Origin of the sequence: Clostridium sp. K04 (genome assembly GCF_019734375.1) — a bacterium.
In the GTDB taxonomy this organism is placed as follows: domain Bacteria; phylum Bacillota; class Clostridia; order Clostridiales; family Clostridiaceae; genus Clostridium; species Clostridium saudiense.
Genome location: NZ_JAASHD010000024.1, coordinates 41,389 through 57,836, shown reverse-complemented (window position 1 = coordinate 57,836; position 16,448 = coordinate 41,389). Strand labels below are relative to the sequence as shown.

Here is a 16,448-nt window from a genome sequence, read left to right as displayed (position 1 = left end):
CTCCATCGGGACCCGATTATAGCAAAAAGAAGCTTAGATATTCTTTGCTTTAGATTGGTCGCTCGGATAGATGGAACAAGATAAAGTAATAGAATATCTTAGCTTATTGCAGCGTTATAATTGGGTGATGGGATTAGTGCCAGGAATTAAAAAAATATTATTATGTATTATTGAACTAAAAATATTAAAGCTTGTCTAATTTAAATTTTCAGAATCTATTGCAACTAAATCTGAAATATCATCATCAAATAAATTATTAAAGATTTCTTTAAAAGGACTATCAAATTCTTTTAATTCATCAATATTAAAATTATCTTTGGCTATATATTCGATAGTTGAATATTCTTTATCACTAAAATTTTTAGATAACATTAATACAATTCTAGCAGAGTTTGAACGTACTTTAGTGTTACAACTTAAACAAGTATTTGGAACTAAATCAGATTTTTCATCAGGAACAAAACCTAAAGCTCCACGAACATTTCCAGCTAAAACTTCAGTAAGCAATCTAGGAGAACAATCTTCTAAATAATGTCCTATCATTCTAACAGAATTTTTAAATTCCATCAAAGTAGGTAGAACAGCAAGTTTAAGTTCTGTAGTACCATCAGTTCTAGGTTCAAAATCATTAATAGATAATTTTTTAGTTGTTGCTTTTGTGTAAAAATGTTTAGAAGAAAGATTGGTCTTAACACCAACAAGGTGTAAAAATTGTTTTTTCTCAAATTTTAATTCCCAAAAGTTATAAGGTTCATTTCTATTTTTAGAAACTATAAGAAAATTTTTGTTAACTAAATTTTTCTTATAAAGATTAGCAGATTTAATTATAGTTTTTAAAACATCATCTTTATTTAGTTTTGCCATATATCCCCCTGTATAAAAAATGGAGTATCTGTACTAAGTACATATACTCCAAATTAACTGATTTTTCTGTTGTCTGCCAACGGCGTGCAATTAAATCACGCAAATCTTTTAGGTTGTTCTGTTGCCTACCAACGACGTGCAATTAAATCACGTAAATCTTTCAGATTATTATGGTGTCAGTACACCCAAAAATCTATTTATATTATAATTATAGCATTACTATAATTATAGTCAACAAAATGCTCAAATTTCTTTATAAAAAATATAAATAAATTGTCCAATTTTTTTCAATAAAAATTATAAATAAAATGATTAAATTTTCTTCAAAAAATTTAATCAGAATACATAAGAAATCTTTTAAAAAAGATTAATCAAAATAGAGAAAATTTTTTAAAAAAATTTTCTCTAAAAATTAATAGGCATAGTTATCTATGACTATTAATTTTTTTAAGCTATTGCCCATATCCCACGTTCTATATTTTTAAATAAATTAGGATTAATTTGAAGGGTTTGCCTTACTTTAGCTTTCCAATTTTGATTATTAGATGTTTTTTTATAACCTTCTAATTTTTTATAGATATTTTCTAAATTAGATTTTCCACCTAAACTTTCCATTACAGAAGCTACAAGGTCTTTCCAAGTTATATTTAAGCTATCCCTTAAATCTATTTTTCCTTGTTTAGTAATCATATAATCTAAAATTAAAGGTTCATCTTTTCTAAGTATTAAACAATATTCATGTGCTATTCTTATGAAATTTTCATTATAATATTTTCTACTGTCGCTCATACAATTAAATTGTTCTTTTATAACTATTTGTTCAACAGTTCCTAGTTTATTCATATCAAGGAGCATTGAGTAAAGCCTTTTATTTTTCTTAATATCAGCCATTAATATAGCCATTCTTCCTCCAACTTTTAAACTAGCGTATTGTTTTGCCAGGCAATAATTAATAGCTTTTATAAATTCTTGATAATCTTTGATATGTGATAAATCATTCTTTAAAGGGGTATCTCCATACATATGACCACTATATTTGATAATAACAATAGGTAACAATCATCTTCAGCATTACCTGTTAAGAGTTGTTTTCCCCTGTTTCACACCGGACGTGCGACTTTCATCGCATCCAGCGTTCCATCAATTTTATTTAATTAACAATTAGCTTTTTCCTATATTTTATTGCGTTTTTGATTGCTTTGTCTGAAAATCCATATTGGCTTATCTTTTCATGTATTAGCTTATTGCATTTACTATGTGTCGATAACAGGTTTTGAACTTTGTTTATTTGTTGTAAGGGAAGGTTTGTGCTTATATGGTGACAGTGAAATTTATCTCCGTTTATTATAGGCTCTCCGCAAATTTTACATCTTCCTTTATCTCTATTGAAAGCATACATTCTATTCATAAAGTACTCATAATTATATATTTCCTTTGATTTGTCATACTTATTAAATTTAATAATTTCAGGAACTTGTAAGATTTCTTCCATTCTAGCTAATGATAGTTGCTTACGTGTTCTTTTTAAATGCAACTCTCTTCCTTTACTAGAAAACGGTGTTTCTTCCTGGTTCTTGTTGTAAGTTTTCTGATATTTACAAAATGCCGGTGATGTTATACCTATTAATTGTTCATTAGGTAATTTGATTGCCGGTATCCATGTTGAATAGTTAGAATGTAATGCTATCAAGTTATTTACTTCACGTGCAGGTTTGAAGATAACTCCTTTTCTCCTTAATGAGTTCATTGCAACTGTCGTTATTCTTCTATGGTATTTAGCTAAACTAAAATATACCATATTGGCTGCACTGTAATAATTTATAATACCCCTTATCTTAGAGTTTATTTTGCTAATACTTTCAATTAAGTTCTCTTTAGTCATTGGTAGTCTTAACATTTTAATGTCTTGAATAATTTCTAGTAATTTCTTATCAATTCTTTCTTGTTGTGGTCTTACGACTGGCTTATATCCTTTTCTCATGCTAGGCTCTTTGATTACCTTGTAAGTGAATCCAACAAAATGTATTGGCTTCTCTTTGATGTTAGTTATCAACGTCTTTTCATCTGATAGTTTTAGCTTTAAATTAGTTTCTAAGAATTTTGAAATTCTGTATTTCCATTTTTCAGCGTGTTCTTTACTATCAGTTAGGAGTATCCAATCATCTGCATATCTTATCAGATATGCAGGTTTAAGGTTTGAGTACCTGTGTAAAGATTGATATTGATTTCTTTTACTTGAATAATTATTTTGGGTAACTTTGTTTTCCCATTCCCTAGTAATCCATTTATCCATTTGGTGTAAGTAGACATTTGCTAGAATTGGACTTATGATTCCACCCTGTGGTGTTCCTAATTCATTTTTCTTACATTCATCCATTATTCCAGCTTTAAGCATTTCTTTGATAATCATTAATATTCTTCTATCTGCTATACCCATGTGATATAGCTTCTTAATTAATATTGTATGATTAACATTATCAAAGAATCTACTTATATCCCCTTCAACTATCCAGTAGTAACCTATTCTGTGGACTTGGTCTTTAACTCTTTCTAAAGCCATATGAGTATCTCGCCAAGGACGAAATCCATAAGAGTGTTGAAAGAATTGAGCTTCGAGAATTGGTTCAATAATTAATCTTACACATTCCTGAACTATCCTATCTTTAATCGTTGGAATTCCCAATGGTCGCTTTTCTTGTTTTCCGGGTTTAGGAATCCATTTCCTACGCACCATATCAGGTTTATAGTTTGTAAAACTATTTTGAATATCAGTTACAACCTCATAATAATCTTTTTGTAAGTAATCTTTATCAATAATCTTTTGGTCTATCCCTGGAGTTTTCGAGCCTTTATTTGCTTTGATATTATGGATAGCAGTCATTATGACAACTTCACTAGACATTATTTCTACCAGTCCTTTAAACTTAGGTATTTCTTTAGATTCAATGCACTTGGATGTTATCCTGTACATTTCATCTTGAATTTTCTTTAGTTCTGTTTCGCTTTTAGGTGCTTTGAATTTTTGAGCCATAAACATTCCTCCTTTCGGATTTTGTTTAGGTTTTAGTCAGGTATGCACAACGGCTTCCTCAAAACTTGCTAATTTGTTAATTATAAAATTGACTATGCCCCTTCGCCATGTAATAGGCTTTCCCTATCTCGAACTACTACGGGCTGCTGCCACCTGATTTCAATAGTCATTTCCTACTATTTAGATACATCACATTCTATTATGCTTAGCATTATCTATCAGGCTTCTTTTGTTCCCTATAATCTAGCTTTACATATTACCTTAGTGTCCGTGTCTACTCCGTCAGCCATTCTTTTATCCTCTGTAGGTGGATTAAGAACTCATATCCTTTTTGGATATAAGCAGTAACAAGGAGAACATAAGCCTTTACTGCGACTGAAATCCCCTTCGGGATTATAAATCTTCAGTTCGATTTACCCTACTTCACGAAGCGTGCCTTCCACGATTCTTCCTAGCTATCAAGCAAATAGCTCCAATACACATAGTAATTTTTTAGCACCCCACATTACTTCTCTACCATCTCAGGTCGATTTTCACGTGTCTTCACCGAGCTTCATACCAACTATTAATAGAAATGGTCAGCATGTCGGAGGATTAGGTTTTAGTGTACCTACATTTACACCATTCAGGATTTTCACCTGTAATTTCAATTATAGAGTTCATGAATTCCTATTATAAGAATTTCATGTCTGCTTTTAGTTCTTGTTTCCAAGAGTGTTGTGCAGAAACAAAACGCACATATCCCAATAAGGTGGATGCCAATATATGAAATTATTTCTTTCTTTAATATCATTTTCTATCAAGTCAAATTTTGAACTTTCTCCTTGTAAGCCATTTAAGTCATAACAATTAGTTACTATATTTAACTCTCTACCAACATCAGCAGTTGTGAAGCTTCCACTCATATAATCACTTATTTCATCAAACTTATAAACTGAATGTAAATCTATTAATAATTTTCCTGTAACATTTCCCCTATATTTATTATTTCCGTACTCTCCCCTATTTGGATAAGAAACTATACTTTTCATTTTGACATCTCCTTTACTTATTATTTATAAAAGGTGTTCCCGAAGAACACCTTTTGATTAGTATTCTTCAGGAAGTAAGATAGTGATTAATAAACTTTTTATTGAATAATCATACTCACTCATAATCCAAATTTTATGTTTATTTATCATATAAACTCCCATAAATATATCTTCATACTTTGAATTGGGATTTTTTAATAATTCATTTTGAAATTCTTTATCTTCATTACATAAAATTCCCCAATCATCAGAATGGAATTTTAATAAAGCTGACATCAAATCTTTATCTTTAAATTCTCCACTTTCAATTAAATAATTAATTCCATTTGTCATAACTACTCTTAACTTCATAGATAGCACCATTCCTTTCATGTTGTTGTTTTTTTGTTGAGCCTAAGACTACATATAGAAGTGAGTTGTAAAGGAAAATGAAGTAAAAATTTTTGGCTGCTATTCCTGGTAAGGATCATGGCCGACAAAAAATTTTATGGAATGGCTTTACAACTTGAATGGAGATATGATAGGCTGGTACATCAAAAAAACAAGATAAAAAAAGAAGTCCTTTGGGGACTTCTTACCTATTTGGATGCACTCCATCGGGACCCGATTATAGCAAAAAGAAGCTTAGATATTCTTTGCTTTAGATTGGTCGCTCGGATAGATGGAACAATGTAAAGTAGTAGAATATCTTAGCTTATTGAAGCGTTATAATTGGGTGATGGGATTAGTGCCTGGAAAAATAACATACTTTTAAAATAAAAATATTTATTATTTAATTTATTAATCTTTATAATTATTAACTTTATAAGTTTTTAATTAACTTATAGCCTTCAATAGTAAAACCATTTTTCTCATAAAAATAGATTAAGCGGTCTTTATGTTCAAAATCTACAGGAGATAAGCTACCTTTTAATTTTGTAATACCATGTTTTCTAGCAGTATTCTCCATAAGTTCTAAAGCTTTGCTACCAAGACCTTGTGAATGATTATTAGGTTGCATATCTATTATGTAAATATAATCACTATTTAACTTATAATCAAATATTCCTTCTTTTCCATATTTAGAAAATGCAGTTATTGTTCCATGCTTATCAAAAGAATTTTTACTATCTAATATATTTACTAGAATTATTTCATTACCAAGTTTATCTATCATTTCTTCTTGGGAAATATCAACATTAGACAACCTATAAGAATATTTAAAATATTCTACATTATAAAGCAAATTATCAATATCTTTATATTTCATATAAATTTGAATATCTTCTTGTAATTCGAGGTTTTTTGAAATAAAGTTTTCTTCTAAAGAAGAAAACTTTATTTCATCAACATAGTGATAAATTCTCCAAGTTAAATCTTTTTGATAAATCCATATTTTAGGACCAGCAGATTTAATATTATATATATCATTAAAACTTATTCTGTAAGCATCTCCTTTTCTTTCAAGTTCTAGTGTAATACTATTAGATACTCCAGTAATTTTATAAGATTTTAGAATATAACTATATTCCATAGTACCAATCATGTCTTTATTAATTGCTAAGTTTATTTCTTGTTCAAGTGAACAATATAAAATTTTATCTAACCATTTAAAATCATTTTCTAAATTTATTTGGCTATCATGTTTATTATTTTTAAAATCATCAATAGCAACATTTTGTGTTACATAAGTGTTATCTATATTTTTCTTGTTATTAATATTATCCTTTATTATATTAATTATATCTTTTATCATTAATATCAACTCCCTTTTATTTAATAGTATATTATAATATTTCAATTTGAAGTTAAAGTGTTCCCGAGGAACACTTTAAACTTTATTTTATTTCATCTTTCAAAGTTCTAAGAATTGAAGTAGCCATCATAGTTTTATCAAGTTGTTCTAATATATCATCAGTTATAACAATTTTATTATCTTTCATTTTTCTATGTTGTTTAAGGATAGATACTAAACCTTGATACACGCTTTTTAAATCTGCTACTAATTTATAATTTTCTTTAAATTCATCAGATTTATCTTTATTCTCTTTAGACTTTGCTTTCATTTCTTCTAATTCTTTTCTATAACGTTCCTTTTCTTCTTTATTAGAATTAGCTTCATTTTTTATATTTTCAATTTCTGCTAAATATTTATTATCTAAATCTTTTTTAAGTTCTTCTCTTAATTGATTTTCAAGCGCCTTTATTTCTTCCTCCGACTTATTTTCACTTTTATCTAATTCACTTTTTAATCTTAAAACTTCATCACTTATAAGTTTCTTACTTCTAAGAGCTTCGTCTTTCTCATTCTCTATTCTTTTTATCTCAACTGATTTTTCATTTTCTATTTTTCTTATTTCAACTAACTTTTCATTTTCTAACTTTTTAAGTTCATCAGCTTTTTCTTGTTCAAGTTTCTTTAGCTTTACTTTTAACTCTGTAGCTTCCTCCTTACTAATTTCAACTTTATTATTTATTATATCTAAAATTACCTTTTGATTTTCTTCACTTAAACTTGCAAATTCACTTGCATTAGCGATTGTAAGTCCACCACTTTTTAATATTTCACTAAGTTCGGGAATAAGATTTTTATTTATTCTTTCATATCTTCCTACTTGTGTTGGAGATAATTTTAAGTCATTGGCAATTATTTCTCTTATCTTTCCTGGAACTTTCTCACCATTTTTCTTTTTAGTTCTATATAGTTCAGTAAGTCTTTTTACTTGTTCAAGTTTCTCTATTTCTGTTAATTCTCTTGTTTGAGCATTAGCTTGAATAAGAATAATTTCACTATCAATATCATTTGCTTCAATAACCTTACAAGGAACTAAAGCAAATATTTTATTACCTTCTTCAACTAATTTTGTAAGAGCTGTATATCTTCTCTCACCACTTATTAACTCATATTTTCCATTATCTAATTTTCTAACTACTAAATTATGGTTTAATCCATTCATTTTTATATCTTCTGCCAATTCATCTACATTAACTATTTCATAGAAATTTTTCTTATTTCTTTCAATATCTTTTATATCTATATATTGAACATTGAAGTTGTTTTTAGCTTCAATTTCATTTGCTTTCTTAACATTTTGTGATACTTGATTTAACATTCCCTCGCTTAATGAAAATTTCTTACTCATATTTATAACAACCTTTCTTTATTTAACTACTTTTTATTGGGGGGTGTCCCCGAAGGACACCTACATTTTTAAAACACTTCTTTACAAAGTTCCTTATAATTAATACTTGCCCTAGCCTTTTTATTGCTGAATACTACTGGACAATCAAAGGTACTTTCAACTACCTTAACATTTTGTTTTATTGTAGTATTAAACATCTTATCTCCTAGTAGATTTTTAAGTTCTTTCTTTATAAGCCTATTTACTGTTGTTGCACTATCCATTGTTATAAAACAACCTTTAAAATTAAGATTTGGATTAAATTCGTCTTTCATTTCTTCAATACTTTCTAGTAAATATTCAAGTCCATCAAGAGCAAATTTATCAATCTTAATAGGAACAAAAACTTCATCAGAAGCACATAGAGCATTAGTTGTAATCATATTTAGACTAGGTGGACAATCTATCAAACAATAGTCATATTCATTATTGATATTTTTAAGAGCCTTTGATAATCTGTTTTGCTGACTTCTTGTATTATCAATAAGAATACTTCTATCAGCAAAGGTTAATTTTATATTAGCAGGTAAAATATCTATATTCTCAAAATCTGTTTTCTTTATTGCCTTATGTATATCTAAATGCTTATCAAGTAAAACATCTGATACAGTTAAATCTTCCATACTATAGGCTTTAAATAGCTTTGTAAGGTTGCTTTGAGGGTCAAGGTCTACTAATAATACCTTTTTACCTTCTTGGCTTAAACAAGCGCCTAAATTAGCAGTTGATGTTGTTTTTGCTACTCCACCTTTTATATTAAAAATTGATACTTTTTTCATAATTAATTCCTTCTTTCTTTAAAATATTTTTATTTGATATTTATTTATATTGTGATGTCCCTGGGGGACACCGATTAATTACTTTTTAAAAACTTGTATGTATCTAACTTTACGAGGTACTTTCTTACCTTTGATAGATACTAAATATTCATGCCCTTGGGAAACATATAAAATATTGAAATCTTTTAATTCCTCAATATCTTTAATTTTCATATCCCCCAAAAGGTCAACTCTCATTTTTGATTTATCAGCTATCTTTTTATCAGTAGCAGATAAGAAAATTTTGTATTGGCACATACTATCAACTCCTAAAATATAAACTTTAAATTAGCACTCCTACCGTCGTGTTGTTGTTTTTTTGTTGAGCCTAAGACTACATATTGGAGTGAGTTGTAAAGGAAAATGGAGTAAAAATTTTGGGCTGCTAACTGCAGATTCAGTTGGCCGACAAAAAATTTTATGGAATGGCTTTACAACTTGAACGGAAATATGATAGGCTAGTGCCTCAAAAAAACAAGATAAAAAAAGAAGTCCCTAAGGACTTCTTACCTACTTGGATGCACTTCATCGGGTACACGCTTATAGCAAAAATAAGCTTAGATATTCTTTGCTTTACAGTGGTCGCTCGGTAGATGGAACAATGTAAAGTAATGGGATATATTAGCTTATTGAAGCGTTTTAAGTGGGTGATGGATAATAGAATCAATTAAATTTCAACTTAGAGGATATCTGCTTTTAAATATTCTAATCCTAAACATTTACATATTATTATTCGGTTATGCCCTTCATATATGTAATATTTACCATCATCTTTTACTAACTTTAATTTTTCATCAAATGAATTATTTTGCATCTTATTAAATAATTCTTCTTTTTCTTCTTCATTTTTAGGAAAATTTTTATCAAATCTCTTTAATAAAGGTAAAGCTATAATCCATGGTAAATATGAATAATTAGGGTGAGTAACACCTATAATATCTTTTAGATAAACTTTTTCACTTTTTATATTTTCTGAAAAAGTTAATGTTTGAGAAAATTTTGTTTCTTTAAGAAGCTCTTTTTCTATTTCAGATTCCCAAAAATCTTTATATAATAAATCTATCTTTTTAACATTTTCAATAAATTCTTCTTCTGAAACGACTATATTAAAAACTCCTGGATTTTCTAATTTGTAAGATATCTCTTTTAAAATTTTATAATTTTCTATCATTTTATTTAAAGTTTCTCTTTTCATAATCCACCCAATTATAATAAATTTTAATTAATTACTTTTTATTTAATTATTGTATAAAGCATATTTTGCTTACTTATTATTAACATCAATATAAACATTGGAATATTGGCTATTTCCAGGCCCTTTATATTCTCTACTTATATTTAAAACTTCAAAATTCTCTTTAATTTTTTCTATAGCAATATCTTTTTCTTCATCATCAGCATAAGTTAATCTAATTTTAATCATCTTTCTTACCTACCTTAACATTTCTATAATACAAAGCACAATAACCATTTCTTACCCTAAGAAATGCGTAAATCTCTTCACCTTCATAAACTGGCTGTTTAATTTCTTTACACCTAGTTTTAGATAACAAAACATCTTTAAATGCTCTATATTCACTTTGCTGGATCATAGGCTTTTTAGTAGTTCTACAATATTCAGCAGTATAGAAACCATAACTATTTAAAACAGGCACTTTCTTTTTTTCCCTCAATACTAGACCTAATTTTTCCTTCATCTTCTTTATTTTTTTCTCTAACTTAACAACCTTCTCATTTTCTTCTCTATATAACCTATAATTTTCATATCTAGCATTTCTTAATTCTTTATTTTCTTCTTTTAATTCAGAGTTTTTTTTCTTTAAGTTTTCTACTTCTTCCTTCAATAAATCATAATCACCTTGTAAAAAACTATCAACATAAATAGAAAAAGATTTAGGGGAATTATAGGATATATCATGTATTTTACACTCTAATAATTCCTGGTATTTAAAATCATCATAATTTTTAATTTCACCATAAAAATAACCTTTAATTCTTTTGGCTCCAATAGGATAAACCCTTAATTTTATAGAATTATTATTAACCCTTACCCATGCTTCATTTAAAAATTCTTTAACTGTTTTTCCGACATATTCTTTTCCATCATATCTATCTTCTTTATTTATCACTTTGTTATAACAGTATAAAGTTGCTTTACAATCAGCTAAACTATCGTGAGCATTATCTAAATAATACCCATAGTACAAACAACAATCATTTAATGATTTCCAAGTGTAGTTTCCATAAAATTCATTCCATTGACCATATATTTCAGCAAATTCTAACATTAAATCATAAATATTATTGTTAAATTTAACTCCATACTTATTTAAGAATCCTACTTCAAAATCTGCATTATAAATAATAATTTCAGCAGCATTAGTTAATATATCACTTAAAATTTCAACATAATCTTCAAAAGGCTTTTTATCTAAAACCATAGCTGGACTAATTTTATGTATTGCTTCTGCTTCTTCCCAACTAGTAATATTTTTAGGTTTACAATATTCATCTATTAAAACATTTCCATCTTGATCTATGGCACTTACTTGTAATATTTCATCATATTTAGCCCTTAATCCAGTAGTTTCAAAATCTAAAACAACTTTTCTATATTTCATAATTTCTCCCCTCAATTTTTTTGAATTGCGAATAAAAAAATACTGTAAATTCATTTTTGAATAATACAGTATTTTTATCATATTTTTAGTTTTCTTCTCTTTATCTCTTAAATAAGCTAATCAATAAACTGGAATTTGTAAACTAATCAATGCAAATTACTTTTGAAAATTTATCATTCACGATAATTGCCTGATGATTGTTAATTGGGCAAATATTCAAATCCGAAAATTCAGCCAATATCTTTTTGGTAACTTTCTTAAATGGTGCAGTAAGATAATGTGGAAGGACATAAAAATCAACTAAATTAAGACCCTTATCATCTTCTTGTGAATAATCCTCTGGTTTCTCATCCATTTGTTCAATATATGTGATTGTTGAAGCACATATAATTGCACCTGCTGACTCACCAATCATTAGTTTTCCATTCGTCATTTCTCTCTTCAGCAATTCATCGGCTCCCGATTTTCGTAATTGGTCAATAAGAAAAAATGAATTTCCACCAGTAAAATAAATAATATCTGCTTCTTCGAAAACAGATTTAATTGTTGAATATTCCTCCTTTGAAATATCAATTTCTGTTAATATTGATCCTATTTTTTTGAATAATTTTCTAGCGGAACCCACATAACCTGTATAGCCTTCGTGAATTGAAGCTGTCGGAATAAATGCAACTTTCTTATTTTCAAGTTCTTCTTTTATCAGATTTCCTACACTTGAAAAGTGTGAACATAAAAACAATTTCATCTATAATCTCCTTTGTAAATTCTAATTTATTTATCTGTAACTTAATATTATTATAACATCTTTATCCAATGCTGTATTATTCAATTTTCAAATAACATTTCTGTCGCACTTATTTCAAATTATGTTCTAATTTATTTATCTACAACGACTGATCTCCCAATGCCTGGATCATGTTTTATTTTTATAAAATTACAAACTAATGTTAAAGATGACACTTCTATAATTTCATCAGTAAACACATTTCTTATTTTAGCTTCAAAAGTATTTGTAAATTTAATGAAATCCCAAGCACTTCCTTCGTAAATTTTAGGATTATTTGCAACCGATTTAATACAAATTAACACAATATTATTTAGGGAATTATTTTTATTAGAATTATCAAGAATATCCATATAACCTCCATCTAATTTTTAATATAAACAAATTTCTTCTCATAAATTTTTCTCCATACTAATTCTGCAATATAATTACTCAATATCTTTTTTCTTCATATTTTTTAAATCTTTATTTTCTTTAGTTAACACCTCTATTTCTAAATTTTTAGAAGATATTACATTATTCAATGATTCTTTTATTGAGTTTAATTCATCTGATTTAAACTCAACATTTTCCTTTAATGTTTCCATAATATTATTAAGTTTCGATATTTCATTTTCATATTCAGCTTTTAATTTATCAAACCTTAATTGGCTTATTATAGCTTCATTATCTTTAATAGCTTCAATTTCAGTTTTCTTTATAGAATTAAAAGTATTAATAGTTCCTTGTAGCATTTCAACATTAACTTGTAAACTTGCATTTTTCCCTTCTAAAATTACTTTCTGCTCTTTTATTAATGCTATTTCTTTTTCCATATTCTCAATAGCCTTAGAACTATTTAAAATTTCCTTATTTTTATCTTGAATGATCTTATCCTTTTCTTTTATATCATTATTTAATTCAACTACAGTTTTATTAAGGTTTTCTATTTTTGAATCTAGTTCACCTTTTACTGTATTAAATCCAACTACAATAGCATTAGAATTACTTAGCTGCTCTTCCAGTTCCTTATTTTTTAATTCTAATTCCTTAACTCTATTAGCTAACTCAATATTAGCTAATTCTATCTTTTTATCTGAAGCATCTTTAATAGTTTCAAGCTCTCTATTTTTAGACATAATTTCTAATTGAGCCTTTGTAACAATTTTATCTATAGCTTTTATTAAAGTTGATGAAGCACCACTAATAGATTGTAATTCTAAACTACAGTCTAAAGATTGTAGCTTTAATGCTTCATTTGAGTTTTTTGTAAAATTCCAAAATATTTTTTCAAATAATTTAGTTTGAGATATACCTTCATCATCAGCCATACTTTTAAATTTTTGCTCAACATAATCACTAGGTCTAATTCCTAATGGTGCTTTTTGCTTCTTTTTCTCTTTTATAGTTTCTTCTTTCATCATAAGCCCTCCAATATTTTTATCTATACTTATATTATATCACTATTCGCAAGAGCAGTATATTGTTTTCTAAAATTAATATACTAAAATAAATTAGTATATTAATAGTATATTTGTATTTTTAATATACTATTAATAAATATTAGTATATTAATCAAAATTGATGTGAATTTAGTTTTGTTTTTCTATAAATTAAAAGAAAAAATAATAAAGTGTTCTCAGAGAACACTTTATATTAATTTATTGTTATTATATAAATTTCATAAAATAAGTAGTAAAAAAGTGTTCCCAAGGAACACTTTTTTACTATTTTCTTCATAAAATCATAATTTCTATTTATAACAATCAGGAATATCTTCAGTTACTAAAGAATCATCATCACAACTAATTTCATTACTATAATTTACTTCATTAATAGATGGAATAATTTCAGAATTAGTATTAGTAACATTATGTGTTACATTTGTGTTACTTGAGCTTGTATTAATATTTTCACTATTATTTGCTTTTAAAGATATAGCATTATTAAAAAGTAACTCATTAAATTTATAAGAAATATCATCAGTATTATTTTCAGAAACATATTTATAAATTAAATACCTTACAGTTTCAGAAAAATTAGTTTGATTCTCTATAAACTCTTTAATAATAGGACTATCAGTTTTTTTAAGTCCAAATGAATATACAGATCTTTTCTTTTTTTGAGTATCAGCCATAAAATTTCACCTACCCGAATTACTTATTTTTAGATTGAATATACTTAGATTTTAAAACTCCGAAAATTTTACTGTTAGCAAAATTGTATAAACCTTTAGCTTCTAAAGTAACAGCGTATTCTTTTGGAATATAAAGAAGTTTAATCTCAGCTCTATCACAGAAATTCTTTAAGTTTGCTTCTAAATAATTTCTCATAAAGATAGAACCACCACCATATACACAAACAACATCAATTTCATTATTAGCTTTTTGAATTTCAGTTTTAATATGATGTAATATTTCTTCTGATTCTTCATCTATATATTGTTCTACAATTTCCATAGCATCATCATGGAATTTATGACTATTATCAATTAATATTCTTGAATAATCTTGTCTACTAAATTTGCTTAATCCTTTTAATGCTTTAAATTCCTCAATAGCTTTATCTATAGCATGACCTATTCCATTATTAGTACCTTTTATAAAGTCTGGATTAAATTCTATTCCCTTAGTTATAGGAAATTCAGAAGTACCTTCACCTATAGCTGCATGAAGAACTCTAGCATCTTTAAAATAATCATTATTTAGCTTACTATTATTTTTAAGATTATATTCTTTAAATATATTGTTATCACATTCTTTTAAAGCGAAAATGCTTGTTACACCTTCAGGTATTACTTTAACAAATTCAAAATCTATTTTAACCCTAGCTATTGAATTACCAACATGAACTGTTACTATATGTGATTTATTTAAGAACTTATCTGCAAACTCTAATGACTTTTTATGTGAATAGTAACTAATAGGTAAAGCAGTTGTCATATCAACCTTTATGTTAATAATATCATCAAAATTATTAAATTTATTATAGTATTCCCTTACTCCAAATCCAGCAATTTGAGATAAAGTATTAACCATTACTATATCACTTTCAATTTTATTATTATCTATTCCAACTTCAATATTTCTAACTTTTTGCCCTGATTTCAAAGCATAATTTCCAATATAATATATACCTGATGGATCTTCACAAGTAACTATTAAATTATCAGAAATATTTTCTAAAACATATTCCTTGTTTACTTCATCTAAATTAGGTAACTTTCTAACCTTAGCAAAAACATTAGGTTGAGCTATTGAAACACCGTTAATTATTAAATCATGCTCACTATTCCCGTTATCATTTCCTACTTTTAATATAATTTCTTTATCATTCATCCTAAATCCCTCCATACAATACGTTATTAATAAAAATGTATTACAAATATATTTCATATTTACATTGTAATATATTCGTAATACAAAATCAATACAAAATATATAAATATAATAAAAATGTAATGCGAATATAATAAAAATATATTTCAAATGTAATATATTTTTCGATTTTAATGCAAATGAAATACAAATGCAATGATAATGTATTACATTTGTATTAAAAATACAATAACATTGTATTATCAATATTATGTTAATTTTTAACATATATATGTTATAATGATAATATGGTATGTTACAAATATATTTTAAGGAGAATTTGTATGGTTGATATAAATATTGATGAAATTGTTAAATATGTAAATAAAAAACTAAAAATAGGATTAAACGTAGGTCAAATAGAAAAAGAAATGAAAGTTGGAAAAGATTCAATAAGAAAAAAGCTAAATAAAAATGGATATAAATTTGATAATAATAAAAGACAATATATAAAAATAAAAGAAAATAATGATAATACTAAAGAAATACCAAATGTTAAAAAAACAAAAGAAGATATTATTAAAAATGATAATAAAACTAAAAGTGTTCCCGAAGAACACTTTTTAACACAAGAAGAAATAAAGATATTAAAAGTTATTGCAAAAAATTATAATAAGACGAATACAGAGTATAAACTGGAAGGTGAAATAAAAGCTAGATCATTTAAAACATATAAGAATGTAGTAGATAAATTTGTAGCGTATTGTAAAGAAAATAAATTATGTCAAAAAGATTGTATAGCAATAGCATTATTAGATTTTATGAATAAATAGCAAAAGTGT

General features: G+C 26.6%; 18 protein-coding genes. 1 reads left to right on the top strand and 17 read right to left on the bottom strand.

The annotated features are described in order from the left end of the window. Positions 1 to 195: 195 nt before the first annotated feature. The 17 genes from HCG70_RS11225 to HCG70_RS11145 form a co-directional block, all read right to left on the bottom strand. Entirely contained in the window at positions 196 to 864 is a 669-nt protein-coding gene (locus HCG70_RS11225) for a PBECR4 domain-containing protein (protein ID WP_221697772.1), read from the bottom strand. 447 nt (positions 865 to 1,311) lie between these two features. Then, positions 1,312 to 1,887 (bottom strand): hypothetical protein, encoded by a 576-nt coding sequence (locus HCG70_RS11220; protein WP_221697771.1) that lies wholly within the window; start codon positions 1,885 to 1,887, stop codon positions 1,312 to 1,314. A 127-nt stretch (positions 1,888 to 2,014) separates the two neighbouring features. Then, entirely contained in the window at positions 2,015 to 3,895 is a 1,881-nt protein-coding gene (gene ltrA, locus HCG70_RS11215; protein ID WP_186860815.1) for a group II intron reverse transcriptase/maturase, read from the bottom strand. A gap of 695 nt (positions 3,896 to 4,590) precedes the next feature. Continuing rightward, entirely contained in the window at positions 4,591 to 4,926 is a 336-nt protein-coding gene (locus tag HCG70_RS11210) for a hypothetical protein (protein WP_221697770.1), read from the bottom strand. Positions 4,927 to 4,983: 57 nt separating this feature from the next. Beyond that, positions 4,984 to 5,277 (bottom strand): hypothetical protein, encoded by a 294-nt coding sequence (locus tag HCG70_RS11205; protein WP_221697769.1) that lies wholly within the window; start codon positions 5,275 to 5,277, stop codon positions 4,984 to 4,986. Between the two features lie 451 nt (positions 5,278 to 5,728). Then, positions 5,729 to 6,661, bottom strand: coding sequence for a GNAT family N-acetyltransferase (locus tag HCG70_RS11200; RefSeq protein WP_221697768.1), 933 nt, complete (start codon positions 6,659 to 6,661; stop codon positions 5,729 to 5,731). 82 nt (positions 6,662 to 6,743) lie between these two features. Further along, positions 6,744 to 8,048 (bottom strand): ParB N-terminal domain-containing protein, encoded by a 1,305-nt coding sequence (locus HCG70_RS11195; protein WP_221697767.1) that lies wholly within the window; start codon positions 8,046 to 8,048, stop codon positions 6,744 to 6,746. Between the two features lie 68 nt (positions 8,049 to 8,116). Further along, entirely contained in the window at positions 8,117 to 8,866 is a 750-nt protein-coding gene (locus HCG70_RS11190) for a ParA family protein (protein ID WP_221697766.1), read from the bottom strand. A 78-nt stretch (positions 8,867 to 8,944) separates the two neighbouring features. Beyond that, on the bottom strand, positions 8,945 to 9,163 hold the full coding sequence (locus HCG70_RS11185) for a hypothetical protein (protein ID WP_221697765.1): 219 nt from the start codon (positions 9,161 to 9,163) through the stop codon (positions 8,945 to 8,947). A gap of 421 nt (positions 9,164 to 9,584) precedes the next feature. Continuing rightward, entirely contained in the window at positions 9,585 to 10,100 is a 516-nt protein-coding gene (locus tag HCG70_RS11180) for a hypothetical protein (RefSeq protein WP_221697764.1), read from the bottom strand. A 69-nt stretch (positions 10,101 to 10,169) separates the two neighbouring features. Next, on the bottom strand, positions 10,170 to 10,328 hold the full coding sequence (locus HCG70_RS11175) for a DUF3970 family protein (protein WP_221697763.1): 159 nt from the start codon (positions 10,326 to 10,328) through the stop codon (positions 10,170 to 10,172). Then, positions 10,321 to 11,526 (bottom strand): exonuclease domain-containing protein, encoded by a 1,206-nt coding sequence (locus tag HCG70_RS11170; protein WP_221697762.1) that lies wholly within the window; start codon positions 11,524 to 11,526, stop codon positions 10,321 to 10,323. Before HCG70_RS11170 ends, HCG70_RS11175 begins: the two co-directional genes overlap by 8 nt. Before the next feature lie 142 nt (positions 11,527 to 11,668). Then, complete coding sequence (locus tag HCG70_RS11165; protein WP_154820764.1) at positions 11,669 to 12,271, bottom strand: Type 1 glutamine amidotransferase-like domain-containing protein; 603 nt, start codon at positions 12,269 to 12,271, stop codon at positions 11,669 to 11,671. Positions 12,272 to 12,402: 131 nt separating this feature from the next. Then, positions 12,403 to 12,663: a hypothetical protein gene (locus HCG70_RS11160; RefSeq protein WP_221697761.1), complete on the bottom strand. Its 261-nt coding sequence runs from the start codon at positions 12,661 to 12,663 to the stop codon at positions 12,403 to 12,405. Positions 12,664 to 12,738: 75 nt separating this feature from the next. After that, positions 12,739 to 13,713 (bottom strand): hypothetical protein, encoded by a 975-nt coding sequence (locus HCG70_RS11155; RefSeq protein ID WP_221697760.1) that lies wholly within the window; start codon positions 13,711 to 13,713, stop codon positions 12,739 to 12,741. A gap of 329 nt (positions 13,714 to 14,042) precedes the next feature. Further along, on the bottom strand, positions 14,043 to 14,426 hold the full coding sequence (locus tag HCG70_RS11150; RefSeq protein WP_055291723.1) for a hypothetical protein: 384 nt from the start codon (positions 14,424 to 14,426) through the stop codon (positions 14,043 to 14,045). Between the two features lie 19 nt (positions 14,427 to 14,445). Continuing rightward, positions 14,446 to 15,627: a ParM/StbA family protein gene (locus HCG70_RS11145; protein WP_221697759.1), complete on the bottom strand. Its 1,182-nt coding sequence runs from the start codon at positions 15,625 to 15,627 to the stop codon at positions 14,446 to 14,448. Positions 15,628 to 15,950: 323 nt separating this feature from the next. Here HCG70_RS11145 and HCG70_RS11140 point away from each other — a divergent pair, with 323 nt between their 5' ends. Next, positions 15,951 to 16,439, top strand: coding sequence for a hypothetical protein (locus HCG70_RS11140; RefSeq protein ID WP_221697758.1), 489 nt, complete (start codon positions 15,951 to 15,953; stop codon positions 16,437 to 16,439). Positions 16,440 to 16,448: the final 9 nt, after the last annotated feature.